This is a genomic window from Methanococcus maripaludis, from assembly GCF_013760955.1.
GTDB lineage: Archaea > AGJL01 > Methanococci > Methanococcales > Methanococcaceae > Methanococcus > Methanococcus maripaludis_A.
Window position 1 is genome coordinate 307128 of the sequence record NZ_JACDUL010000001.1, and the last position, 22428, is coordinate 329555.

Genomic DNA, 22428 nt, shown 5'->3' on the forward strand with positions numbered 1-22428 from the left:
ATATCACCAAATAAATTATTCTTCCTTCAATCCGACCCAGTTTGTTTTTCCGTCTTCAGATGTTTCTACATCCGCATAAATTCCTAAAATATCTTCAGAAGTAATATCTCTTCCACCAAGACCAACGATATAGTTTACAGTCTTTTTATCCTTTAAATGGGATGCAACATCCGCATAAATTGCACCTTTGTTCATACCAAGGCTTATGCTTTTATCAAGAATTGCAACATTCTTAGCATTTTTAAGTGCATCTTTAATCATTTCAACAGGAAGTGGTCTGTAGCATCTTATTTTTAATAAACCGATTTCTACGCCTTCTTTTTTCTTAAGGTCGATCATATCTTTTATTGTTCCACAAATTGAACCCATTGCAATAATTACGTTTTCTGCTTTTTCCAAATTGTAACTTTCAATAAGCCCGTTTCCGTAAGCTCTGTTGAATTTTTCTGCAAAAGCATCGTGAACATCTGCAATAACTTTTTCAGCGTTTCTCATTGCAGTTTCTATTGCATATCTGGTTTCCATGTAGTAGTTTGGATCACCAAGCGCACCTTGTGTCATTGGTTTTTTAGGGTCCAAGTATGCATGTTTTGGTTCATAAGTTCCGATAAAATCGAGTACAGTTTCCCGTTTTGGAAGAGTAACTGGTTCTACAGTGTGTGTTAAAATAAAACCGTCTAAATTTACCATAACTGGAAGAAGAACTTTTTCATCTTCTGCAATTTTAAATGCCTGGATAACCAAATCTAAAACTTCCTGATTATCTTCAGCATATAGTTGAATCCATCCAGTATCTCTTTGAGATAAACTGTCTTGCTGGTCATTCCAAATATTGATTGGTGCAGATAATGCCCTGTTTGCATTCATCATTACAACTGGAACCCTCATTCCTGCTGCTGCAAATAAAACTTCGTGCATTAATGCTAAACCTTGTGATGATGTTGCAGTAAATGTTCTTGCACCCGTTGCACTTGCCGCAATACTTGCACTCATTGCAGAATGCTCACTTTCTACTTTGATATATTCTGCATCTAATTCACCATTAGCTACAAAATCTGCAAGCTTTTCTACACATGTGGTCTGCGGCGTAATTGGATATGCTGCAATAACATCTACATCTGCAAGTTTTGCAGCTTCGGCAGCTGCAGAAGTTCCTGTGATAACCTTAACTTCAGACATGATATCCTCCTTAAATCAGTGTTATTTTTCTTCCCTTTCTGTTTTTATCGCTTTTACAGGGCATTCTTTCTCGCAAATGAGACATCCTTTACAGTAATCGTAATCGATTTCGAATTTTCCGTCTTTTTCTTGTATACATCCTTCAGGACAGAAAATGTAACAATTTTCACATTTTACACATTTATCTTGGTCTAAAACTGGTTTGAATACTCTCCAGCTTCCAGTTTTATTATTTGCTGAACTTCCAGGTTCATAAATAATCGTTCCTGTGTTTACCATATAATCACCTTAATTACAGACCTTTTGTTAGATTGTATGCTTTTTCAGCCGCTTCTGCATTTTTAGGTCCTAATTTACCAGGAAATGTTTCTAAAATTGCTTTTTTAAGGGATTCAATAGTAACTTCTCCAGTAATTCCAGCAAAAGCCCCACAAAGCGTCGTGTTTACGATAGGAACTCCAAGAACTTCTAATGCGATTCCTGTAGCATCTATTGTTTGAACATCGTAACCATTAAGTTTTATGTCTTTTAATGTGTTTATCAATATTTTTCCACCATTTTTGAGCCCACTTGTAACATCTACTGAATCCATCAGTGTTGGATCCTGTACAATTACATAATCTGGTTCATAAATCTGGCTTCTCAATCTTATTTTCTCATCGTCAATTCTTGTAAATGCCATTACGGGAGCCCCTCTTCTTTCCACACCAAAGAATGGAAAAGCCTGGCAGGACTTACCGTCGTAGAATGCAGCTTTAGCAAGAATTTGAGCAGCCGTTACTGCACCCTGTCCCCCTCTTCCGTGGAATCTAACTTCTATCATTAATTCACCTCAAATGACCTCTGCAATGAAACCAAATTCATAATCATCATGATTAATCGTTACAATTATTATTATATAAATGTTTTCACTATCCACCTATCGTCGAATAAATTCCTAAAAATATACTAAAATATTACGTTATTTAACGTTTTAATTTTTCTAAATTTTTATGAGTATATAGTTATGTATAAATGTGTTAATCGTGAAAATGAATTAAAATGGAATATAAAAAAGTTGATTTTGTGATTAAATGACAGAAATTGATAATATTATTACTGACGAAAAAATAGCTAATTATTTTGAAAGAACCAAAGAAGCAATATCGATTATAAAAAACGGATTACCTCCTGAAAAAAGTCTTCTGTCAGATGTAGCTTCCGACTTTTTGGTAATGATCGATTGCTATTTTGAAGATGCAAAAACATTTATAGATAAAGGGGATTATATAAATGCATTCGCTTCGTTGAATTATGCTTACGGCTGGATTGATGCCGGAGCACGGCTCGGAATTTTTAATGTAGGAGACGACGACGTGAGATTTACACTAGCAAAATAGCGAGATTTCGGTGAGATAACATGGGAAATTACCACGTAACATTACAGGCTTCATACATTGCGAAAAATGTTGAAGACGTAGAAGATGCAATAGGGGTTGCAATATCCCAAATTGGAAAACTATTAAACAAAGGAAGCTTAGATTACGTAGACATTGACGTTGGACTTACCATATGTCCAAAATGTGGTGAACCAATTGATTGTGTACTTGTGGTTGCAAAAACTGCAATTGTAGGTATTTTACTTTCGATGAAAGTTTTTAATGCAGAAAGTCCTGAACACGCAGTAAGGATTGCAAAATCATCAATCGGAAGGGCTTTAAAAGATATCCCGTTAGAAGACGTGGATGTTGTAGAAATCTAATTTTTTTCTTTTTTTAAGTTTAAAATAATTTTTTGGTGCAAATTTAATTTTTAACGTGTATTACTCTTTTTTTGTTGATTATAATGATCAATTATGACATTTTTTTCAGAAAGTTATATAAATTAGGCCCTCATTAGTACATTATAGTACGTAAATTAAGATATAATATTCATAAAATAGGAATAAAAAATAGAACATTGGAACTGGTGAGTTATGAAATCATTATATATATTAATTATAACACTACTCAGCCCACTTGCAAACGTTGTGGATATTGAAGACGAATATCAAATTACTGACATTTTATCTGTTGGGGCATACCCTGATCTACCGCCATATACTTACGAAGAAAACGGTGAATTGAGAGGGTTTGAGATTGATTTAATAAATGAAATAGCGAAAAGAATGGAATTAACTCCTGAATTTATAGTTTATAACCATACCAACGAACCCTATGAAGCAGTGAAAAACAAAAAAATAGACTGTGCAATATCTTCAAATTTTTTATCTCCGAAAAATGACGACATAGAATATTCAAGAACTTATCTTAGCACATATGAAGTTATAATGTGTGAAAAAAGCCAAAAATACTTCAGACTCGAAGATTTAAAAGATAAAAAAATAGGAGTACTCAAAAATTCTGAAGCTGAAGAAAAAGCAAAATATCTGCTTAGAAGTATGAATTTTGAAATAGTAACTTACGATAATCTAGAGGATATCGAAAATGATCTCACATCTGGAAATATAGATGCTGCAATTTCAGATAAACACCACTTAAATTATATTCAAAAAGAAAATGATTCGTTAAAATTCGTTCAAGAACTAGATATTAAGTACATAAGTATCGCAATAAATTCCAAAAATCCAGAATTAACTGAAAAAATCGATGAAATTCTTCTAGAAATGGAAGAAGATGGAACGTATCATGAAATATACGATAAATGGTTTGGAGATTTAGAAAAATCTCTATAATTTAATTATTTTAGATATATAGGGAAAATCATAATTAGAGGGGAGATACCATGATTAACGATATAATGGAATATTCAGTTGTAAAAAATACTAAAATATCATCTGAATTTTTAAGCTACACTCAAAATTTCTCTAAAATCATGAATTCAGACTTTAAAACGGTCGATCCAATGCTTTATCTTGATTTGGTAATGGATACCATGCATATGTTTAGAATCCTTGAAAACGAACTTGATTCTATCTCGCTATTAAATAGTGAAAAAAACATTTTGGAATTATTTAAATATTACAAAAAATGGACATATTTAAAACCTCATGATGAACATTATACGATGTTTGCCACATTAAAATCAGAAAAATTTGGAATCAAATATTTACTTTTAAAACCGTCAGAATTAAAAATGTTTGAAAATAATTTTGAAATCGTTTATTCAGCAATGTTACCTAATAAAACTTCAATAAAGTCGATATATCGAATATTTATGAAAGTAGCGAACAAACTATCAACAACTAAAAATCAATAAAAAAAATAATTTAATAATTTTTTTCAAATTCAATCATTGCACTGAGTACTTTTTCATCTTCAAGCGGCGCCCCTTGGATTTGTAGCCCTACTGGAACCCCGCTAATATTTCCACATCTAACAACGCCTGAACATATTCCACAGATGTTTGTTGGAACCGTTAAAACGTCATATGCGTACATTTCCATTGGTGATAAGTTTTCACCGAGTTTGTGTGGGAGTTTTGGTACAGTTGGGCCAACTATCAAATCAGCACTGTTGAATAATCCAAGCATTTCTTTCTTCATTGATTTTCTTGCCTGAAGTGCTTTTTTGTAGTATTTTCCACTGAATTCCTGTTCACTGATGTGTTTTCCAATCAATATCCGTCTTAAAACTTCTTCACCACAAGCTTCTTCGATGAATTCTCCGTACCGTCTTCCGTCGTATTTTCTTGTTGCAGAGAAGAATTCAACGTAGTTTATGAGATAGTAAGTTGGAAGAGCAAGATCAATATATTTGTAGCTTAAATCAACAATTTTACAGCCCATGTCTTTGAAAACTTCAATTCCTTTTTCAATTTCGTTTCTGATTTTTTCATCAGTTACATCCATGAATTCTTTTACGACACCGACTTTGTAATTTGAAATATCCTTTTTTTCGAATTTCGGTGTTTCGAGTGAAGTGCTGTCAGACCTATCAATACCTTTTATTGCGTTTGTTAAAACTAATGCATCTTCTGCATTTTTTGTTAATGGGCCAATCTGGTCAAAACTCATTGCAAGATCACACAAACCCTGTCTTGATACTACACCATAGGAAGGTTTGAATCCAACAATTCCACAGTGGCTTGCAGGGTTTCTGATACTGCCTCCAGTGTCACTTCCAATTGCCATGTCACAAAGATCTGCAGCAACTGCAGCAGCGCTTCCAGAGCTACTTCCACCAGGAATTCTATCCATTGCTGCCGGGTTTTTTGTTGGGCCAAAGTAAGAAGTTTCACCACTGCTTCCACTTGCAAACTCATCCATGTTCGTCATTCCGACAATAAGTGCCCCTTGGGATCTTAATTTTTTAACCACTGTTGCATCATAAGTTCCAATATAGTTATCAAGCGTTTTTGATGCACATGATATTTTGTAGCCTTTTACATTTATGTTGGATTTTACTGCAACTATTTTCCCATAAAGCGGTTTATTCTTAAGAGCGTCGTTTTTTTCCAGTTCTTCTGCTTCTTTTAGAACTTTCTCGCTGTTAACATCGATAAAAGCATTAACATCAGACTTCTCGATTTTTTCCAAGTAATCGGAAACTCTGTCAGTAATCATTTAAATCACCTAAATTACAAATCCTATAGATTTATCCATTTTACGTATAAAAAAGTATTGAGGCAAGATATCATTAAAACTCTAAATTAAAAATCACGTATTTGAATTAGCTCCTTAAAATATAGTATATAAAAAAAGAATTTAATTGATAATTATTTAATTTAAGCTTTTTTAAGTTCATTTTTCCTTATTTCGTTGAAAGCTTTTGTTTCGCTAACAACTACTCCGGAAAGTAATAATAAACCGATCAAGTTTGGAATTGCCATTGCACCGTTTAATGTATCTGCAATGTCCCATACAAGTGGTAAGCTTGCGGTTGCACCCCAGAAAGCAACTAAAACGAATGCAATTCTGTAGAGCCTAATTCCTTTTGTACCGATTAAATATTCGAAACATTTTTCACCGTAGTATGACCATCCAAGAACTGTTGAGTATGCGAAGAAGATCAAACCGATTGTAACAATCATTCCACCCATTGGCATCAATGCATCAAATGAAGCTGCGGTTAAAGTTGCACCCGTCAAGTCAGAAAGACCAGGGAATGCTTTTAAACCTGCGATTGTTAAAACTAATCCTGTAATTGAACATACAATAATTGTATCGAGGAATGTACCAGTCATTGAAACTAATGCCTGTCTTCCAGGGTGGTCTGTTTTAGCAGCTGCTGCTGCAATTGGTGCGGAACCAAGACCTGCTTCGTTTGAAAATACACCTCTTTTAACCCCCCACATGATTGCGGTACCGATTAATGCACCGAATCCTGCATCGAAGTTAAATGCTGAAGAAACGATTGTTACAAACGCTGGGATAACGTAGCCTAAGTTCATTAAAAGAATTGCTAATCCACCCAATATGTAAAATACGGCCATGAAAGGTACGATAATTCCTGTAGCTTTACCAATACTTTTAATACCGCCTAAAATAACTGCCGCAGTTAATAATGCGAGAACAAATCCTGTAACTAATGGATCAATACCGAAGTTTGAAGCCACTGCATCAGCAACTGAGTTCGTTTGAACCATGTTACCAATACCAAATGCAGCAAACGCACCGAAGAATGCAAATGCAACCCCTAAAATTTTTCCAAGTCCGTGGTTTGGAAGACCTTTTTCAAGGAAGTACATTGGACCTCCTGCCATTTCACCGTTGTCGTCAACGGTTCTGTATTTAATTGCAAGAACTGCTTCTGCATATTTTGTAGCCATTCCAAAGAATGCGGTGACCCACATCCAGAATATTGCTCCAGGTCCACCGAGAACGTATGCTGTTGCAACCCCTGCGATGTTTCCTGTACCGATTGTTGCTGCAAGCGCAGTCATCAGTGCCTGAAAGTGTGAGATGTCCCCTTCTGAGGTTTCGTCCTGATGTTTTGAAAATGCAAGTTTTAATGCGTATGGCAATGTATGGATTTGCATGAAACCCAATCTGAGTGTTAAAAAGATCCCGGTACCCAAAAGGAGTACAAGCATATAGGGACCCCAAACAAAACTGTTAACAACTGAAACAAGCGAAACAAAATCCACTATTTTCCACTCCGAGTTTTTTTAATTTTTAATGGTCAATCATTACAGATATACCTTTCAAGTTATGTGAAAGGTCATTTATATGAATTTTTATTTTGAATTCTGTGGTCACCGGCACTCATATTCCGGCAATATATAAATTATATAGATTACTATATAAATGTAACGGATTTAAATACTTGAATTTATAGATTGTTGGGACTAAAAAAAAGAATTATGGCAGGTATTTTCTTGGAACCCTACCTGCCACCATACATACGAGTTCATAATTTATGGTTCCCAATTTTTCTCCAAATTCTTCAATTGGGATTTTTTCGTTTTCCTGAGTTCCAAATATTGTAACAACGTCCCCCACTTGGACATTTTCAATATCTGAAACATCGATCATGCACTGATCCATACAGATTCTACCAATAACTGGAACTCTTGATCCGTGAATCAAGACGTATCCATCCTTTAACATTCTTGTAAATCCATCGGCATAGCCTATTGGCAGTGAAGCAATTTTTGAGGGTTTTTTGGTTTCAAATGTGCATCCATAACTTATTTTTGTGTTTTCTGGAACTTCTTTTACGTGAGTTATAAGTACCTTCAAACTCATTGCAGGTTTTAAATTAATTCGTTCTTTATGGACTAATTCTGAGGGGTAAAGTCCATAAAGGATAATTCCGGGCCTTACTAGATTGAGATGTGTTTCGGGGTGATCAATTATTGCAGCGCTATTTGATGCGTGTTTTATTGGAATAAAAATTTCATTTTCTTCAAGATTGTGTAAGAAATTCGTAAATCTTGAAAATTGCATTGTGGTATATGATTTATCGGAATTGTCGGCATCCGCAAAATGCGTGTAAATTCCTTCAATTTTGATATTTTTAAGTTCCATGATTTTTTTTATGGTTTCTATAGCTTCTTTTTTGGGCAGAAATCCAAGCCTTCCCATTCCAGTATCTACTTTGATATGGATTTTTGAATGTTTTCCTAATTTCTCAGCAATTTTTTGAATTGATTCTGCAGTTTCAAATGAATAAACTGTCAAAGTTATATCATTTTCAACCATTTTTTCAATTTCTTCTTCAGTGCAATAACCAAATACGAGTATAGGGCACGTTATTCCTGCATTTCTCAGTTCAAGAGCTTCGGTTGAACGTGCGACTGCAAGTCTATCGGCCCCATTTTCAAGACATACTTTTGAAACTTCGATTGCACCGTGCCCATAAGCGTTTGCCTTTACTACTGCCATTACCTGGGATTTGGGGTTTGTAATTCTTCTTATTTCTTGGATATTGTTTTTAATTGCGCTTAAATCAATTTCTGCCCAGATCGGATGTGAAACCATAAACTCCACCTTATAACTTGAAAAATGTTGCTTTTTAATGAATAAAAAATAAGATAATTATTCATTTATAGCTTTTTCCACAGGAGTGTATGGTAAATCGTGTGCTTTTGCAACTGCTTCGTAAGTTACTTTTCCGTTGATTGTGTTTAATCCTTTTAATAAAGCAGGGTTTTCAATTAATGCTTGTTTGTATCCTTTGTTTGCGATCTGTAATGCGTAAGAGAGTGTAACGTTTGTTAACGCGAACGTTGAGGTTCTTGCAACTGCTCCAGGGATGTTTGCAACTGCGTAGTGAATAACTCCGTATTTTTCGTAAGTTGGGTTGTCGTGGGTTGTGATTCTGTCAATTGTTTCGATTGATCCACCTTGGTCGATTGCAACATCAACAATTACTGAACCTGGCTGCATTGTTTTAACCATTTCTTCTGAAACTAATTTTGGAGCTTTTGCACCAGGGATTAAAACACATCCTACGAGTAAATCTGCTTTTTTAACTGCTTTTGAAATGTTGAAGCTGTTTGACATCAAAGTTGTGATTTTGTTTCCAAAGAGTTCGTCTAAGTATGCGAGTCTTCTTGTGTTAACATCTAAAATTGTTACTTTTGCACCCATTCCGATTGCAATTTTTGCAGCGTTTGTACCAACGATTCCTCCACCAACAATTACAACTTCAGCAGGCTCTACTCCAGGAACACCACCTAATAAAACACCTTTACCGCCTTCTTGTTTTTCCAAGAATTGTGCACCGAGTTGGATTGACATTCTTCCTGCAACTTCACTCATTGGAGTTAAAAGAGGTAAGCTTCTGTCATCGAGCTGAACTGTTTCGTATGCAATTCCTGTGATTTTTTTGTCGAGAAGTGCTTTTGTGAGCTGTGGTTCTGGTGCCAAGTGCAAGTATGTGAATAATATTTGTCCTTCTTTGAAAAGTTCAAATTCTGATTCGAGTGGTTCTTTAACTTTAATTATCATTTCTGCAATGTCGAATACTTCTTTTGCAGTTTCCAATATTTCAGCACCTGCAGATACATACTCTTCATCAGTAATTGCGCTTCCAAGACCTGCAGCTTTTTCGATGTATACTTTGTGTCCGGCTAAAACGAAAGCCTCTACACCCGCTGGTGTGATAGCTACCCTGTTTTCATTGTTTTTGATTTCTTTTGGTACTCCAATTAGCATGTCAATCCCTCGTTATCTCTACTTTTTACATTTTTTTCATAAGTTACTGCCACCTAATACGGCAACATCGTATTTATCCCTTTCATGCGATTTTCGACTTCATTTATATACTCAAGAGTTAGAATGTAATAATCGGGCATTAGTTGTTCCAAAATACCACACATCCATTTTTTATAATAGAGCCCTATTATAAGAAAATTATGATAAATTTATCAGAAATTATTAAAAAAATGTAAAAATTTTATTATGCAAGAACAACTTATACAATAAAAGAGATAATATAATCCAATCAAACTAAAAATGGAAAAAATTATGATAATTTCGATAATCGGCGGAACTGACGGGCTTGGAAAATGGTTTGCGTCATTTCTTAAAAACAAAGGCTACGATGTAATCGTATCTGGAAGAGATTTGATAAAAGGAAAAGATGTTGAAGAAGAACTTGGTGTAAAATATATAAATGACAACATCGATGCTGCAAAAAAAGGAGATATCGTAATAATTTCTGTTCCAATAAATGTAACTGAAAACGTGATTAAAGAAGTTGCTCCGCATGTAAAAGTAGGTTCACTTTTAATAGATATCACTTCGATAAAAGAAAGGCCTTCAGAATTGATGAAAGAGTTTTCAAAGAGTGGCGTATTTGTACTCCCAACACACCCAATGTTTGGGCCAGAAACTCCTTCGTTAAATCGGCAGGTTGTAATTCTCACACCAATTGAAAAGGAAAAAAATCCATTTTTTGAAAAAGTTAAGGAATTTTTGGAAAATGAAGGAGCAAAGGTAATTGTCGTTTCCCCAAAAGAACACGACAAAATCATGGGTGTGGTTCAGGGCTTAACTCATTTTGTATATATTTCACTTGGATCAACCTTAAAAGATCTTGGAATCGATATAAAAGAATCCAAAAACTTTGCATCGCCAATTTACGAACTCATGATAAATATTATTGCAAGGATAATCGGACAAAACCCGTACCTCTATGCAGATATCCAGATGCACAACCCGCAGATAAAAACTATTCATGATACATTCATCAAAAACTGCGAAAATATAAGTGAAATCGTCCAAAATAAAGATAGAGATAGTTTTGTAGAAAACATGAAAAATTCTGCAAAACATTTTGGAAATGAAACTAAAAGAGGACTTAACTGCTCTAACAAAGCAGTTTACGCAATTTCAAAAGAAACTGAAAAATTATTAAAATCTATTGGAAAAGAAATCGGTCTAAAACATATTTATTCTGAAAACGTGCACTATGGCATTTTAAAAGAAATTTACTCTGACAATATCGTTTTAAAACAGAACGAAAAGGAAGTAATTTTAAATATTTCAAACGTTTCATTGATGGAAAATAAGGAACTTGAAGATTGGAAAATTGAAAATTTAGAAAAATATTTCGTAGATATTTCAGTATTATTTAAAAAAGACATTGATTTAAGCATAATTCTTGAATTGCTAACCCATAAATTTGAAATTGAAGTAATTGACACATATTCTGGAGATAAAATTGATGAAAATGAATTAAGTGCAACTTTCAGGATAAATTCTTATGAAAAAGACGATTTGAAGACATTGGAAGAAATTTTCAATGAAATTATCAAAAATATCGGTGGAAAATTAAGATATTAATTTTACATATTGCCCGAAAATCCGAATACTTTTTTAAATATATTTAAATATATAAATATTGTTTTCCAAAAATAAAAAAGAAGGAAGGGGAATTACATCATTCCTGGCATTCCGCCCATGCCACCCATTCCGCCCATGTCGCCCATGTCAGGGCCTCCTCTTAATTTTTCTGCAGCAATTACATCGTCGATTCTGAGTAACATTTCTGTTGATTCAGCTGCTGATTGGATTGCTTGTGTTTTAACTCTTAATGGTTCAACAACACCGTTTGCACACATGTCTTCAACTTCTCCAGTGAATACGTTTAAACCTGCGCACTTGTTGCCGTTGCTTGCGTGTGCTGCTCTAACTCTAACGAGGATTTCGATTGCATCGAGTCCTGCGTTTTCAGCTAAGGTTCTTGGGATTACTTCTAAAGCATCCGCGAATGCTCTAACTGCGAGTTGTTCTCTTCCGCTGATTCCTTCTGCGTATTCTCTTAATTTCATGGATAATTCAACTTCTGTTGAACCTCCACCAGCTACGATTCTACCATCTTCGATCGTACAGCTTACTACACCAACAGCATCATCTACTGCTCTTGCAACTTCTTCGATTACATGTTCAGTTGTACCTCTGATGAGCATTGTAACTGCTTTAGGGTGTTTGCATTCTTCTACGAAGATCATTGAGTCTCCGGAGATTTTTCTTTCTTCAACGAGACCTGCATCACCCAAGTCTTGAGCTGATAAGTCTTTGATGTTTGTAATTACGTTAGCACCGGTAGCTTTAGCTAATTTTTCCATGTCGGATTTTTTAACTCTTCTTGCAGCTACGATTCCTTCTTTAGCTAAGTAGTGTTGTGCTAAGTCATCGATTCCTTTTTGGCAGAATAAAACGTTTGCACCGCTTGCTTTGATTTCAGCAACCATGTCTTTTAACATTTTTTCTTCTTGTTCGATGAATTCCATTAATTTTGCAGGGTCAGTGATTCTGATTTCTGCATCTGTTTCTGTTTCTTTGATTTCAATTGCACAGTTTAAGAGTGCAATTTTTGCGTCAACAACTTTTTTAGGCATTTGAGCGCTTACTCTTTCTTTGTCAACTAAAACACCTTTGATTAATTCGGTGTCGTCGATTGATGCGCCTGATTTTTTCTCAATTTTGATTAAGTCTTTGTCAACTTTTCCGTTTTCGTCAACTACTGCTGAAACTGCGTCAACGATGATGTCAGCTAATTGTTCTTTAGCTTTTTCAGCACCTTTTCCAGTAATTGAGGTCATTGCGATTTTTGTTAAAATTTCTTTGTCTTGAGCTCCAACTTCGCAAGCAATTGCTTTTAACAATTCTTGAGCTTTTGCTGCAGCCATTTGGTATCCTTTTACAACAATTGTTGGGTGTACATTTTGGTCCAATAATTCTTCAGCTTTTCTCAATAATTCACCAGCAACTACAACAGCTGTTGTTGTACCGTCGCCAACTTCTTTTTCCTGTGTTTTTGCAACTTCGATTAACATTTTAGCTGCAGGGTGTTCTACACTCATTTCTCTTAAGATTGTAACACCGTCGTTTGTAACAACAACGTCCCCTAAGTCGTCGACTAACATTTTGTCCATTCCTTTTGGACCGAGTGTTGATCTTACTGTTTCTGCGATGATTCTTCCCGCTAAGATGTTCATTCTTTGAGCATCTCTTCCCATGTATCTCTTCATGTTTTCAGGTAAAACTCCTGGTTGTGCCATAATTACACCTCTGTTTTAAAAATGTTGATTGGTAAAATGTACTGCTTCGGTATGTATATGACTATGAAGGTATATATAAAGATTTTGATTTAATTTTTCTAAATGATGTATAAAAGGGGTTATTCATGCAATATTTTAACTATACGTTCTATATCTTTATTTAACCATTCAACAATCTTTCCACAAAGTCTTAAATCTTCAAGAAGTATGGTTTTTTCAATATCCTCTTCGGAAACATTTCTAACTTTCTCTTTTTTGATTCCACTAATGAGTTTATATTCTCCAAGATATTTTTCAAAACCATTATCTGTCACGATATATTTTCCGCGATTAACCGAATAAGCCCTCATAAAACCACCAAAAACTAGTCTGTTGTAATATTGATTAAAACGTCTGCATCTGTGTGTTTAGATATAATTTCATTTAAATTATTTTTAATGTAAAAAGTATCGAAATTATTCCCCAAAAGTCCAAAAAACTTTTTTTTCTTTACATTTATATTACATATACATTTTAATTGATTTTTTTCATTATATATCTCCAAATCAAACGTATGCTGAACACTATTCAAATATCCATCTAAAAAATTACTGACTTCCCGAACCACGATTGACTTTTTAAATTCAATATCCTCTTCGGATTCAAAACACGATTCTACGAGCGAATCTATTTCCTCATCAGTTGGAGCTTTGATATTTAACTGTTTTAATAGACTTTCCCGATCAAATTCCTGTTTTATAACTTCTTTTTTAGGTTCGAGACCTATATCATGATAATTATTTGAAAAAAATTCCATGTCCTGTTCATTAAGTAAATATATGGAAACTTCAAATTCAGTTATATTACGGTATATTTTCTCATCAAAAACTTCCAAAGCGGATTTACCAGTATATCGCATCAATCCACTTTTTAAATAAGAAAACTTAGGTTCTTTATCATCATAAACCGTGTAAAATTCATCGATAGAATATCCTTTCAATATTTCTTTCGTGTCCCCGCAAAGTTTTTCAAATTCTCCAATACATACCTTAAAATCATCTAATCCAGTGTGATTTTTTAAAAAATACATCGAAATCATATTTTTTATTGCAAACGTTAAATATTCTCCAAGTGTGCTGAAATATTCTACCTCTTCTGGGGAGTATTTCAATTCATTCTGTAAAGTTTTATGCGCAATATCTAAAGCTGTATTTCTAAGTTCCTTGAATTTCGTTAGAATCTTGATTATCGACATTACAATTTTTAAATCAGATGCAAAAACCGGCTGTTGAAGTGCGATTATCTTTATACACTTTTTTTGAATTTCGTTAGATATGTCTTCTGCAGAAAGCAAAGAATCTATTGCAGCCTTTGCCTTTTCTTTATCGTTTGTTACATGTGCAAAAACAGCGTTATTTATCCCATTTGCAGTGATTTCTCCAATTCCGACAATAGAGCTGTCTATTTTTTCCATGTCTCGTAAAAATGATTTTCTTAACATACCACTACCTTTATTCATATTATATGAACATATATTCTAATAATTATACTTTTGTTCAATTAATATGTAAAGTTTTCGAAAAAATTGATGTGTATACGATTTAAATATTTGTTAAAAAGTAAAAAATGAAATGTAAAAAACAAAACACTTGACTCTAAAAAATAGAAATTATTTCTTTAATTCCAAATTTAATTCTTCAAACAGATTTTCCTGACCGATGTCAATTTTTCCATCGTTTGCAAGGTATAATGCAGGCAAAAAATTCTTTATAATTTCTTCTCTGGTCTTAAATTTATTCTGAAATGTAAATTTTCCGCCCGATTTTTTAAGTTCTAAAACCAAAAATTCCATGATATCCGAAATATCGTCTTCTTCAATCATCTCTTCGACGAGATTATACAGTGCAGTTGGCCTTACAACTTCTCGTTTTTTTCTTGGCTTTGTATCCTTAATTTTTTTAAGTTCCGTTTTAAGGGTACTGATCAAACCATCTAATGTCATGCTTTCGGGATTAACCTCTTTAGCTGTTTCTTTTTTAGGTTTTTCTACAGCTTCAGGCTCGGTATAATCGTCATCTCGATAATCATCTTCGTAAACTTCTTCCTCTTCTTCATTAAATGCATTTTCACATTCACCGTAGAGTACCTGCGATTTTAATCTTAAAAGAATTCCTGCAACTAAAACTACATCGGCAGATAGCCGTATATCAAATCTTCTAAGTTCTTTTATTGTTCCAAGGTATTCATCTGTTATTTCGGAAATGTTGATATTCCACGGATCAACATCCTTTTTTTCAATGCTTTCTTTAATGATCCTAACCCAGAGGTCAAACTCCATTTTATCATTCCTTGAATTTTAGACGAAGAAATATAATGCAACGAGGGGAATAAAGATTGCAGCCCAAATTAAGGAATTCCATCGCATAACCTTTGAGCCATCAAATGGATATATTGGAATCATATTGAAAAATGCTAAAAATATGTTTACGTAATATCCAAATCCTGCAATATCGATGTAATATCCTGAATAGTATATTGCAGGTATCGGAAGAACCATAAATAAAATTGCAAGTACAATATTTGTTAAAGGCCCTGCTATCGAAATTAAACCGTTTTCTTTTGTTGTTAGGTAATCTTTATGGATATACACAGCACCTGGTGCAATAAATGTAAATCCAAGAAGTACCTTTAAAAATAAAGCAATTCCAAGTCCCTCATACCAAGCCCTAAATTCACTCCATGCTCCAAAATGTCTTGCAACAGTCCTGTGTGCTAGTTCGTGAAAAATAAATGCAATTCCAACGGTAATTAATGCTGCAACATATTGCAAAAGAAATCCCAAATTAAACGATGGAAATCCTCTCGGCCAGACCACTACGAGAGCTATTGCAAGTGATGAAATCAGCAGATCTTTTAATTCAATGCGGTTAAATCCAAAAATTCCCTTAAATGAACTCATTATTTTTCACCAGATAATAATCCAAAATATTCCTCTTAAAATACTTGACCTTATCTTTATTTAATCTACTTAAAATAGTAAGTGCTTTTAAAGTAATTTATCTCTAAAAATATAAAAAAATCGTATTTTAAAAATTAAAAAATGTAAAAATGAATTTTTAATTAATTGATTGGAACTTTTCTTTTGTATTTAATAGATACAATATCCCCGACATTTACAGAATTTTCGCCATCAGTTATGGTTTTTACAACTGTTTCGTTAATATTGACAGATACTTTTTTGTAATATCCAAAATCAACCATTGATTCAACCTTTCCTTTAATATATTCTTCAGTATCGGTATCTGCATGTTTTTTTACCAATATTTCTTCAGGAGCTACCGCAAATGATTCTTTTTCTTCATTTATGACATTGTAACCTAAAAAATTAGCTATTTTTTCATTTTTAGGAGTTCTGAAAATTTCGGAATCTCCAAAATCATTTAATTCCCCGTTTATCAATATTGCGATCTGGTTTCCAAGTGTTTTTGCTTCTACAAAATCGTGTGTTATGTGTATTATCGGAACCAGTTCTCCAATTTTTTTCAATTCTGAAATTACATTTTCTTTTATGTTCGTATCGAGTGCAGAAGTTGGTTCATCGAGGAGTAAGATTTTAGGATCGAGTACAAGTGCCCTTGCTATTGCAACCCTTTGCTGTTCCCCACCACTCAACGTCGTTGGTTTTCTATTTAGTATATGACTAATCCTTAAAAATTCAGAAATTTCTTCTATTTTCTGTTCAATTTCTATTTTAGGGTATTTTCTAAGTTTCATTCCATATGCAATGTTGTTATAAACGTTCATGTGTGGAAAAAGTGCATAATTTTGAGGAACGTAACCAAAATTTCGTTTTTCTGGAGGTATATCGGTTATATCTTCACCATCAAAATATATTTTTCCAGAATCAGGTTTTAAAATCCCGGTTATGCACTGAATTATAACTGATTTTCCAGCACCACTCGGGCCGAGCAGTATACAGTAATTATCCCCAATTTCTAAATTTACACTTTTAAGTTGAAATTCTTTCCAAGATTTGCATAAATTTTCTAATCTAAGCATAATGCACCCCGATTAATTCTTAGTATATCTCACAAGTCTAAATACCGAAAATAAAGCAATGCTCAGCACTATCATAATTACAGAAATTGGTTTTGAAGCGCTAAGCCCATATTCATTAAATCTATCCAAAATTAATACTGGTGTCGTCTTAGGGAAATATGCAACAATCAATATCGCCCCAACTTCACTAATACCTCTTGCAAATGTCAAAATACTTCCTGAAACCATGTTATTTTTGATTAAAGGTAAGGAAACACTAAAAAAAGTCTTCATTCTTGAAGCACCAAGTGTCCTTGAAACATTTTCAAGCTCCTCTTCAACCATTAAAAATCCATCCCTTCCGCTGTTAACCATATAAGGAAGTCCAACGTAGAGCATTACTACAACGATTCCCCAGAAATTGTCAACAATTTCAAAACCGATATCTTCGATCCCCCTTCCAATTGAAGTCCCGTAAAAGAATGCTAAAATCATGATACCAATCACAGAGTGGGGAATTGCCATTGGAATATCGATAATTGCCTCGATTACATTTTTTCCAGTAAAATGATATCTTGCAAGCAAATACGATAGAGGAATCCCTAAAAAAATCGCGAGAACAGTTGCAGTACCTGCTGCTTTTATACTTACAAGAAGAGATTTAATTACTTCCGAATCGTGAATTGCACCTTCAACATTTCCTGGATTTAAAATCATGTTTAACAAAGGAAGTAAAACAAATGAGAGTAAAAATAGTGAAATTACCAAAAATAACAAATTAAATCCTTTATCTGCCTTCAAATTATCACAACACACCGAATTATATGTAAATAGCTAGAATTAATATATTAAAGTAATGGTAATTATAATTCATTAATTATTTTTCAAATAATACCCTTTTTTATAAAATAAGATTTGAAATTATCTATACTTCTAACTTATGGCTAATTTAAGGTGATGTTAATGCATTTTGTCGACGTTTTGAATATCGGAAAAGACATAATTAAGGCCAATAAAAAAAATGCAGATAAAAATAGGAAAATATTGGAAGATCACGGGATTGCTGCATTTGATTTCATGGGTGCAATTGGAAGCGGTAAAACTCTTTTAATAGAACACTTGATCAATAATTTAAAAGATGAATACAAAATCGCATGTATTGCTGGCGATGTCATCGCAAAATACGATGCAGGAAGAATGGAAAAACACGGTGTTAAAGTTATTCCCTTAAATACGGGAAAAGAATGCCACCTTGATGCCCACCAAGTCGGACATTGTTTCCATGATTTAGACCTTGATAATTTAGATATTATATTTATCGAAAATGTTGGAAATTTAATATGCCCAACAGATTTTGATCTTGGAACGCACAAACGAACTGTTGTTGTTAGTGTCACTGAAGGGGACGATACCGTTGAAAAACACCCTGAAATATTTAAAACCGCAGATTTGACAATAATCAACAAAATAGACATTTGTGAAGCTGTTGGTGCAGACCCTCAAAAAATGTTAAACGATGCAAAAAAAATCAACAAGGATATGGAAGTACTTCTTACAGCAATAAAACATTATCAAGGCGTTGAAGAAGTTGTTAATTTCATTAAAAAAACAGTTGAAGAAGTTAAAAATCAAAAATAACTAAATTCTTTTTTATTTTAAATTGCCATTACTTCGACGAATTTTGGCTCTTTTGCAGTCTTTTCATACCACATACTAATTCCAACATACGCGTTACCTTTTTTTCCAACAACATAATCGCAATCGCATCCGATGTCTTCAAATCCACTTTTAACACCTTCGAATGCAAATTCATCGGTATAAGTATCTGAATCTCCGAGTAAATCGTTTATTTTTGTAGCCATTTCTAAAATATCATCTTCGGATGCCAATTCAAATCCATTTTGAACGAGTTTTTCTGTTAAATATTCTTTTATAGAATTGTATTTTTCAAATTCTGGATCCCTACAAACGCTTCTTACTGAAAGAATTCCTTCTTTATTTATTACCGGCTTTGACCCTTTGAAAGCTTCCATTGATTTTACAAGTCTTCCCATAATCATGTTCAAATTATTCATAATACTCACCTAACTTTCAACTTCGTAACCCTTTTCTTTGGATTTCTTCTTTATTATTTTAAAGGCTATTGATCCAATAATCGTAACCCCAATGTATGATATCGATCTATCAAGAAGGGTTCCTGCTGCCGCATTTGAATAAGGGATTTTAAAGAAAGAATACATTGCAATCATTGCAGTGTCACTTGTTCCAAGACCTCCCGGAAGAGTCGGTAAAATTCCAACAAGCAATGCCACGAGGTATGTTGATGCAACCGAGATAAATGCTACATGGGTACTTATTGCAATAAATAATACATAAATTCTAAAAATATCTAACATCCACCAAGCTGATGAAATAAACAGTGATGTAATCATTCCTTTTCTATTTCCTTTAAAGAATATCATTGTTTTTTGGAACTTGTCTATCGTATCCCTAATTTTTTGCTCATTTAATGTTTTAGAAGAAAATTTAGTAACAATTTTTGCAATTTGGAGTGTTATTTTAAAAGCCCACTCTTTATGCATTGCAATATAAATTATAGAAACTGTTAGGGATACAACTAAAATCCACGCCAAAGCAAAAGCTTGAGTGTAAACTACGCCTTTTAAAGCGAAATATATTAGTACAAAAAAGCTGAAAATCAAAAATATAACACTATCAAGTATTCTTTCGATTATAACTGCTGAAAATGAAACGTGATAAGGTATTTTTTCTAATTTTGACAAATAATACGCCCTAAATGGTTCACTTCCTCCTTTCATTGACGGAGTTACGTTGTTTATAAATTGGCCCATGGTAATTAATAGAAGAAGATTTTTAGGGTCTGCACTGTGGCCATTTAATTTTAAAAGGTAGTTCCATCTTATTGAAAGGACGTACAGGGTTACCAAATAAATAAAAACCGCAAATAAATAGATTCCAACATTTGCCGATGCCAAAACTGCATAGACTTCAAAAATGCCTATTTTGTAAATTATAAAAGAAATTATGGAGATACCGAGTCCATATACAACAATGTTTCTTAAAAGCCTGTGCTGTTTTCTGTCCATCTGATCCCCGAAAAAAATAAAGTAGGTGATTTATTTTATCTAACTAGTATTACTTAATTCTTTAATACGTATTGTATTATTCTCGAAAATGCAGGTCTTGAAATTGAAATTCCCATTAAAACACCTGCGATAGTGGTTATTGCAAATCCTTTGAGCATTCCAATACCCATCACAAACAATGGAAGCATTGCCGCAATTGTTGTAGCCGCTGCACCGAATATAATGAAGAACGCCCTTTTAATACTTTTGGTTACTTTTTTAGCTTCACCAGCAATTGTTTCATCGGTGATAACTATTTGGTGATCAACACCCGTTCCCACTGCTGCAATAATTCCTGCAATTGATGCAAGGTCAAGTTTCCAGCTGATGAGTGATGCAAAACCCAAGATTAAAAGCACTTCTGAAAATCCAGTTATAAGGATTGGAAGAACTATCTTTGGATTTTTATATCTAAATGAAATAACTGCTGCAACTGCAATGAATGCAAACAATCCTGCAATTACTGATCCTTTTATAAATTCTGATCCCAAAGTAGGGGATACCGAACTGATGTATTCAATCTGTACTTTTACAGGAAGTGAACCTGATTGTAAAGCTGTGTAAATAACCCAAGCTTCATCGATATCATCTTCAGTTGGATTTGATCCTGCAACAGTTATTACTTGACTTTGGTGTATATTTCCATCTGCAAGGTCTGCTGAAAGAATCGGGGAACTTATTAAATTATCATCCATGTAGAGTTCTACAGGATATCCTCCTTTTCCGTAAGCAACATCTGCAAAGTTTTGTGCCCCGTCAAGAGTTAATTTAAATCCTACCCCGTAACCTGAAGCAGTTGTTCCAGGTTCTTCAACATAAGATATATCTTGCCCTGTGTATGCAGTCTGGTTATCAATTATTGCAGTAAATACCCCTTGTTGCGTTAAAATCTTTTTTATTCTGTCTAAATCCGCACTTTCGGGTATTTCAATAACTACCTCGTCACTTCCCCTAGGGTAAATTCTAACGTCACTAAGTCCATTTGTATTAAGCCTACTTGTTAATATTTCATTTACAGTTGTCATTTCAGATTCTGAAAGCTCAGTTTCAGTCTGTAAAACTATTGTAGAACCACCACTTAAATCTACACCAAAGGAAATCCCCTTAAATGCAATAAGTAGCAAGGAGGCCAAAATACATACTAAAAGAATTATTACTTTAGGGTCTTTTAGCAATTTCATTCTATCTCCTCGTTAAATTACTTCCCTTTTTTGTATTCGGTCATATAGTACCTTAAAATCCCTGCATTTGTCATCCAGGTAAGCATTAAATCGCCAATCAATCCGATAAGAAGTACTGCTGCGATATTTGCAAGTACATCTGCTGCAGGAACCACGAATGTAACTACGAGATACAATACCGCCATTGCAAAAATTGTCGTGAGCGACATTGTTATTCCTGTTTTCATTGCACCAGAAATTCTCTCATCAAGCGTCCCCGTTCTCCGTTTCAATACCCTTGTTGTAAGCATGATATCTGTATCGACACTGTAACCAACAAGCATTAAAAGTGCCGCAATTGTTGCAGTTGAAATTGGAATGCCAAATAAACTCATTCCCCCTATTGCAATTGCCATATCTGATGCTGCTGCAAGAATAACAGCCCCACTTGGAACAGGTGTTCTAAATATTGCATAAACAACAATTGCCATGAATATAAATGCAAATCCTACTGCTTTCATTCCTTCTTCCCAGAATTTACCGCTCAAAACTGAACCAATTTGTTTTTCAGTATAGCTTAACTCTGAAAGGTCTTCCACGTTAAAAAATTCTTTTACTACTGCCCTTACTGAATCCACGTCAGTATCAAGGCCTGATTTAATTACAACAAATGTTCCGATTGAAGACTCAGATATTTTGACTTCTGAATCGGGTAATTTTTCTTTTAAGACGCTTAAATCTGTGTTTTCAGATGCGAGGATACTTATTTCAGTTCCCCCACTTACGTCAATGCTTTCTTTGAGCCCATGTACCGATACAAGGGCCAAAGATAGTAGTGCTAAAATTAACGGAATAATTGTTAACACCTTATAGTTGATATTCATCCTCTCCCTCCAAAAATAGAGTTCATAACATCAATTATTAAAAAACAATATTATTTAAATATTTATGAACTATAAAAAACGAATATATGGAAATTATATTGGTGCTAT

Annotated in this window: 24 protein-coding genes; 6 read left to right on the forward strand and 18 right to left on the reverse strand. The window is 33.9% G+C overall.

Annotated features, from left to right (window positions below; genetic code table 11):
- Positions 1-15: 15 nt before the first annotated feature.
- The 3 genes from porA to HNP90_RS01705 are packed head-to-tail and all read right to left on the reverse strand — an operon-like array spanning position 16 to position 2002.
- Positions 16-1179, reverse strand: a complete 1164-nt coding sequence (gene porA / locus HNP90_RS01695; RefSeq protein WP_011977136.1) for a pyruvate synthase subunit PorA — start codon at positions 1177-1179, stop codon at positions 16-18.
- Positions 1180-1200: 21 nt separating this feature from the next.
- Positions 1201-1458, reverse strand: coding sequence for a pyruvate synthase subunit PorD (porD, locus tag HNP90_RS01700; protein WP_011977137.1), 258 nt, complete (start codon positions 1456-1458; stop codon positions 1201-1203).
- A 13-nt stretch (positions 1459-1471) separates the two neighbouring features.
- On the reverse strand, positions 1472-2002 hold the full coding sequence (locus tag HNP90_RS01705; RefSeq protein ID WP_011977138.1) for a pyruvate ferredoxin oxidoreductase subunit gamma: 531 nt from the start codon (positions 2000-2002) through the stop codon (positions 1472-1474).
- 250 nt (positions 2003-2252) lie between these two features.
- On the opposite strand from HNP90_RS01705, the gene HNP90_RS01710 reads away from it, so the two are divergent.
- The 4 genes from HNP90_RS01710 (at position 2253) to HNP90_RS01725 (ending at position 4416) form a co-directional block, all read left to right on the forward strand.
- Positions 2253-2558, forward strand: a complete 306-nt coding sequence (locus HNP90_RS01710; RefSeq protein ID WP_011977139.1) for a DUF357 domain-containing protein — start codon at positions 2253-2255, stop codon at positions 2556-2558.
- 20 nt (positions 2559-2578) lie between these two features.
- A complete protein-coding gene (locus HNP90_RS01715; protein ID WP_011171453.1) occupies positions 2579-2920 on the forward strand; it encodes a DUF555 domain-containing protein in 342 nt (113 codons plus the stop codon).
- Between the two features lie 213 nt (positions 2921-3133).
- Entirely contained in the window at positions 3134-3892 is a 759-nt protein-coding gene (locus HNP90_RS01720) for an ABC transporter substrate-binding protein (protein WP_011977140.1), read from the forward strand.
- Positions 3893-3942: 50 nt separating this feature from the next.
- Positions 3943-4416: a hypothetical protein gene (locus tag HNP90_RS01725; protein WP_011977141.1), complete on the forward strand. Its 474-nt coding sequence runs from the start codon at positions 3943-3945 to the stop codon at positions 4414-4416.
- A gap of 10 nt (positions 4417-4426) precedes the next feature.
- On the opposite strand, the gene gatA is transcribed toward HNP90_RS01725, so the two are convergent.
- From gatA to ald, 4 genes are all read right to left on the reverse strand, one after another.
- Positions 4427-5722, reverse strand: coding sequence for an Asp-tRNA(Asn)/Glu-tRNA(Gln) amidotransferase subunit GatA (gene gatA / locus HNP90_RS01730; RefSeq protein WP_011977142.1), 1296 nt, complete (start codon positions 5720-5722; stop codon positions 4427-4429).
- Between the two features lie 161 nt (positions 5723-5883).
- Positions 5884-7245, reverse strand: a complete 1362-nt coding sequence (agcS, locus tag HNP90_RS01735; protein ID WP_011977143.1) for a sodium/alanine symporter AgcS — start codon at positions 7243-7245, stop codon at positions 5884-5886.
- Between the two features lie 214 nt (positions 7246-7459).
- Positions 7460-8581 (reverse strand): alanine racemase, encoded by a 1122-nt coding sequence (alr, locus tag HNP90_RS01740; protein WP_011977144.1) that lies wholly within the window; start codon positions 8579-8581, stop codon positions 7460-7462.
- A gap of 57 nt (positions 8582-8638) precedes the next feature.
- Positions 8639-9760, reverse strand: coding sequence for an alanine dehydrogenase (gene ald, locus HNP90_RS01745; protein ID WP_011977145.1), 1122 nt, complete (start codon positions 9758-9760; stop codon positions 8639-8641).
- Between the two features lie 312 nt (positions 9761-10072).
- Here ald and HNP90_RS01750 point away from each other — a divergent pair, with 312 nt between their 5' ends.
- On the forward strand, positions 10073-11392 hold the full coding sequence (locus HNP90_RS01750; protein ID WP_181486630.1) for a prephenate dehydrogenase: 1320 nt from the start codon (positions 10073-10075) through the stop codon (positions 11390-11392).
- 92 nt (positions 11393-11484) lie between these two features.
- On the opposite strand, the gene thsA is transcribed toward HNP90_RS01750, so the two are convergent.
- The 7 genes from thsA to wtpB all read right to left on the reverse strand — a co-directional run bounded on the left by thsA (position 11485) and on the right by wtpB (position 17931).
- Positions 11485-13113 (reverse strand): thermosome subunit alpha, encoded by a 1629-nt coding sequence (thsA, locus tag HNP90_RS01755; protein WP_011977147.1) that lies wholly within the window; start codon positions 13111-13113, stop codon positions 11485-11487.
- A gap of 119 nt (positions 13114-13232) precedes the next feature.
- The gene (locus HNP90_RS01760) at positions 13233-13463 is read right to left on the reverse strand and encodes a hypothetical protein (RefSeq protein WP_011977148.1); all 231 of its coding nucleotides are present in this window, start codon (positions 13461-13463) and stop codon (positions 13233-13235) included.
- A 14-nt stretch (positions 13464-13477) separates the two neighbouring features.
- Positions 13478-14593, reverse strand: coding sequence for a DUF2226 domain-containing protein (locus tag HNP90_RS01765; protein WP_011977149.1), 1116 nt, complete (start codon positions 14591-14593; stop codon positions 13478-13480).
- Between the two features lie 168 nt (positions 14594-14761).
- The gene (locus tag HNP90_RS01770) at positions 14762-15430 is read right to left on the reverse strand and encodes a segregation/condensation protein A (protein ID WP_011977150.1); all 669 of its coding nucleotides are present in this window, start codon (positions 15428-15430) and stop codon (positions 14762-14764) included.
- Between the two features lie 18 nt (positions 15431-15448).
- On the reverse strand, positions 15449-16051 hold the full coding sequence (locus tag HNP90_RS01775) for a site-2 protease family protein (RefSeq protein ID WP_011977151.1): 603 nt from the start codon (positions 16049-16051) through the stop codon (positions 15449-15451).
- A gap of 161 nt (positions 16052-16212) precedes the next feature.
- Positions 16213-17151, reverse strand: a complete 939-nt coding sequence (locus HNP90_RS01780) for an ATP-binding cassette domain-containing protein (protein ID WP_011977152.1) — start codon at positions 17149-17151, stop codon at positions 16213-16215.
- 12 nt (positions 17152-17163) lie between these two features.
- A complete protein-coding gene (wtpB, locus tag HNP90_RS01785; protein WP_011977153.1) occupies positions 17164-17931 on the reverse strand; it encodes a tungstate ABC transporter permease WtpB in 768 nt (255 codons plus the stop codon).
- A gap of 162 nt (positions 17932-18093) precedes the next feature.
- Between wtpB and hypB the strand changes: the two genes are divergently transcribed.
- Positions 18094-18768 carry a hydrogenase nickel incorporation protein HypB gene (gene hypB, locus HNP90_RS01790; RefSeq protein ID WP_011977154.1) on the forward strand — a complete coding sequence of 225 codons (675 nt, stop codon included), beginning with the start codon at positions 18094-18096 and terminating at the stop codon, positions 18766-18768.
- 17 nt (positions 18769-18785) lie between these two features.
- Here hypB and HNP90_RS01795 read toward each other — a convergent pair whose 3' ends face one another.
- The 4 genes from HNP90_RS01795 to HNP90_RS01810 are packed head-to-tail and all read right to left on the reverse strand — an operon-like array spanning position 18786 to position 22320.
- Complete coding sequence (locus HNP90_RS01795) at positions 18786-19205, reverse strand: DUF2120 family protein (RefSeq protein WP_011977155.1); 420 nt, start codon at positions 19203-19205, stop codon at positions 18786-18788.
- 9 nt (positions 19206-19214) lie between these two features.
- On the reverse strand, positions 19215-20237 hold the full coding sequence (locus HNP90_RS01800) for a flippase-like domain-containing protein (RefSeq protein WP_011977156.1): 1023 nt from the start codon (positions 20235-20237) through the stop codon (positions 19215-19217).
- Positions 20238-20290: 53 nt separating this feature from the next.
- On the reverse strand, positions 20291-21457 hold the full coding sequence (locus HNP90_RS01805) for a preprotein translocase subunit SecD (protein WP_011977157.1): 1167 nt from the start codon (positions 21455-21457) through the stop codon (positions 20291-20293).
- A 17-nt stretch (positions 21458-21474) separates the two neighbouring features.
- Positions 21475-22320, reverse strand: a complete 846-nt coding sequence (locus HNP90_RS01810; protein ID WP_011977158.1) for a protein translocase subunit SecF — start codon at positions 22318-22320, stop codon at positions 21475-21477.
- Positions 22321-22428: the final 108 nt, after the last annotated feature.

What these genes read in the sequence shown, in the direction of transcription:
- porA (WP_011977136.1), bottom strand. Translation starts at nt 1,179, where the DNA reads ATGTCTGAAGTTAAGGTTATCACAGGAACTTCTGCAGCTGCCGAAGCT.
- porD (WP_011977137.1), bottom strand. Translation starts at nt 1,458, where the DNA reads ATGGTAAACACAGGAACGATTATTTATGAACCTGGAAGTTCAGCAAAT.
- HNP90_RS01705 (WP_011977138.1), bottom strand. Translation starts at nt 2,002, where the DNA reads ATGATAGAAGTTAGATTCCACGGAAGAGGGGGACAGGGTGCAGTAACG.
- HNP90_RS01710 (WP_011977139.1), top strand. Translation starts at nt 2,253, where the DNA reads ATGACAGAAATTGATAATATTATTACTGACGAAAAAATAGCTAATTAT.
- HNP90_RS01715 (WP_011171453.1), top strand. Translation starts at nt 2,579, where the DNA reads ATGGGAAATTACCACGTAACATTACAGGCTTCATACATTGCGAAAAAT.
- HNP90_RS01720 (WP_011977140.1), top strand. Translation starts at nt 3,134, where the DNA reads ATGAAATCATTATATATATTAATTATAACACTACTCAGCCCACTTGCA.
- HNP90_RS01725 (WP_011977141.1), top strand. Translation starts at nt 3,943, where the DNA reads ATGATTAACGATATAATGGAATATTCAGTTGTAAAAAATACTAAAATA.
- gatA (WP_011977142.1), bottom strand. Translation starts at nt 5,722, where the DNA reads ATGATTACTGACAGAGTTTCCGATTACTTGGAAAAAATCGAGAAGTCT.
- alr (WP_011977144.1), bottom strand. Translation starts at nt 8,581, where the DNA reads ATGGTTTCACATCCGATCTGGGCAGAAATTGATTTAAGCGCAATTAAA.
- ald (WP_011977145.1), bottom strand. Translation starts at nt 9,760, where the DNA reads ATGCTAATTGGAGTACCAAAAGAAATCAAAAACAATGAAAACAGGGTA.
- HNP90_RS01750 (WP_181486630.1), top strand. Translation starts at nt 10,073, where the DNA reads ATGATAATTTCGATAATCGGCGGAACTGACGGGCTTGGAAAATGGTTT.
- thsA (WP_011977147.1), bottom strand. Translation starts at nt 13,113, where the DNA reads ATGGCACAACCAGGAGTTTTACCTGAAAACATGAAGAGATACATGGGA.
- HNP90_RS01760 (WP_011977148.1), bottom strand. Translation starts at nt 13,463, where the DNA reads ATGAGGGCTTATTCGGTTAATCGCGGAAAATATATCGTGACAGATAAT.
- HNP90_RS01765 (WP_011977149.1), bottom strand. Translation starts at nt 14,593, where the DNA reads ATGTTAAGAAAATCATTTTTACGAGACATGGAAAAAATAGACAGCTCT.
- HNP90_RS01770 (WP_011977150.1), bottom strand. Translation starts at nt 15,430, where the DNA reads ATGGAGTTTGACCTCTGGGTTAGGATCATTAAAGAAAGCATTGAAAAA.
- HNP90_RS01775 (WP_011977151.1), bottom strand. Translation starts at nt 16,051, where the DNA reads ATGAGTTCATTTAAGGGAATTTTTGGATTTAACCGCATTGAATTAAAA.
- HNP90_RS01780 (WP_011977152.1), bottom strand. Translation starts at nt 17,151, where the DNA reads ATGCTTAGATTAGAAAATTTATGCAAATCTTGGAAAGAATTTCAACTT.
- hypB (WP_011977154.1), top strand. Translation starts at nt 18,094, where the DNA reads ATGCATTTTGTCGACGTTTTGAATATCGGAAAAGACATAATTAAGGCC.
- HNP90_RS01795 (WP_011977155.1), bottom strand. Translation starts at nt 19,205, where the DNA reads ATGAATAATTTGAACATGATTATGGGAAGACTTGTAAAATCAATGGAA.
- HNP90_RS01800 (WP_011977156.1), bottom strand. Translation starts at nt 20,237, where the DNA reads ATGGACAGAAAACAGCACAGGCTTTTAAGAAACATTGTTGTATATGGA.
- HNP90_RS01805 (WP_011977157.1), bottom strand. Translation starts at nt 21,457, where the DNA reads ATGAAATTGCTAAAAGACCCTAAAGTAATAATTCTTTTAGTATGTATT.
- HNP90_RS01810 (WP_011977158.1), bottom strand. Translation starts at nt 22,320, where the DNA reads ATGAATATCAACTATAAGGTGTTAACAATTATTCCGTTAATTTTAGCA.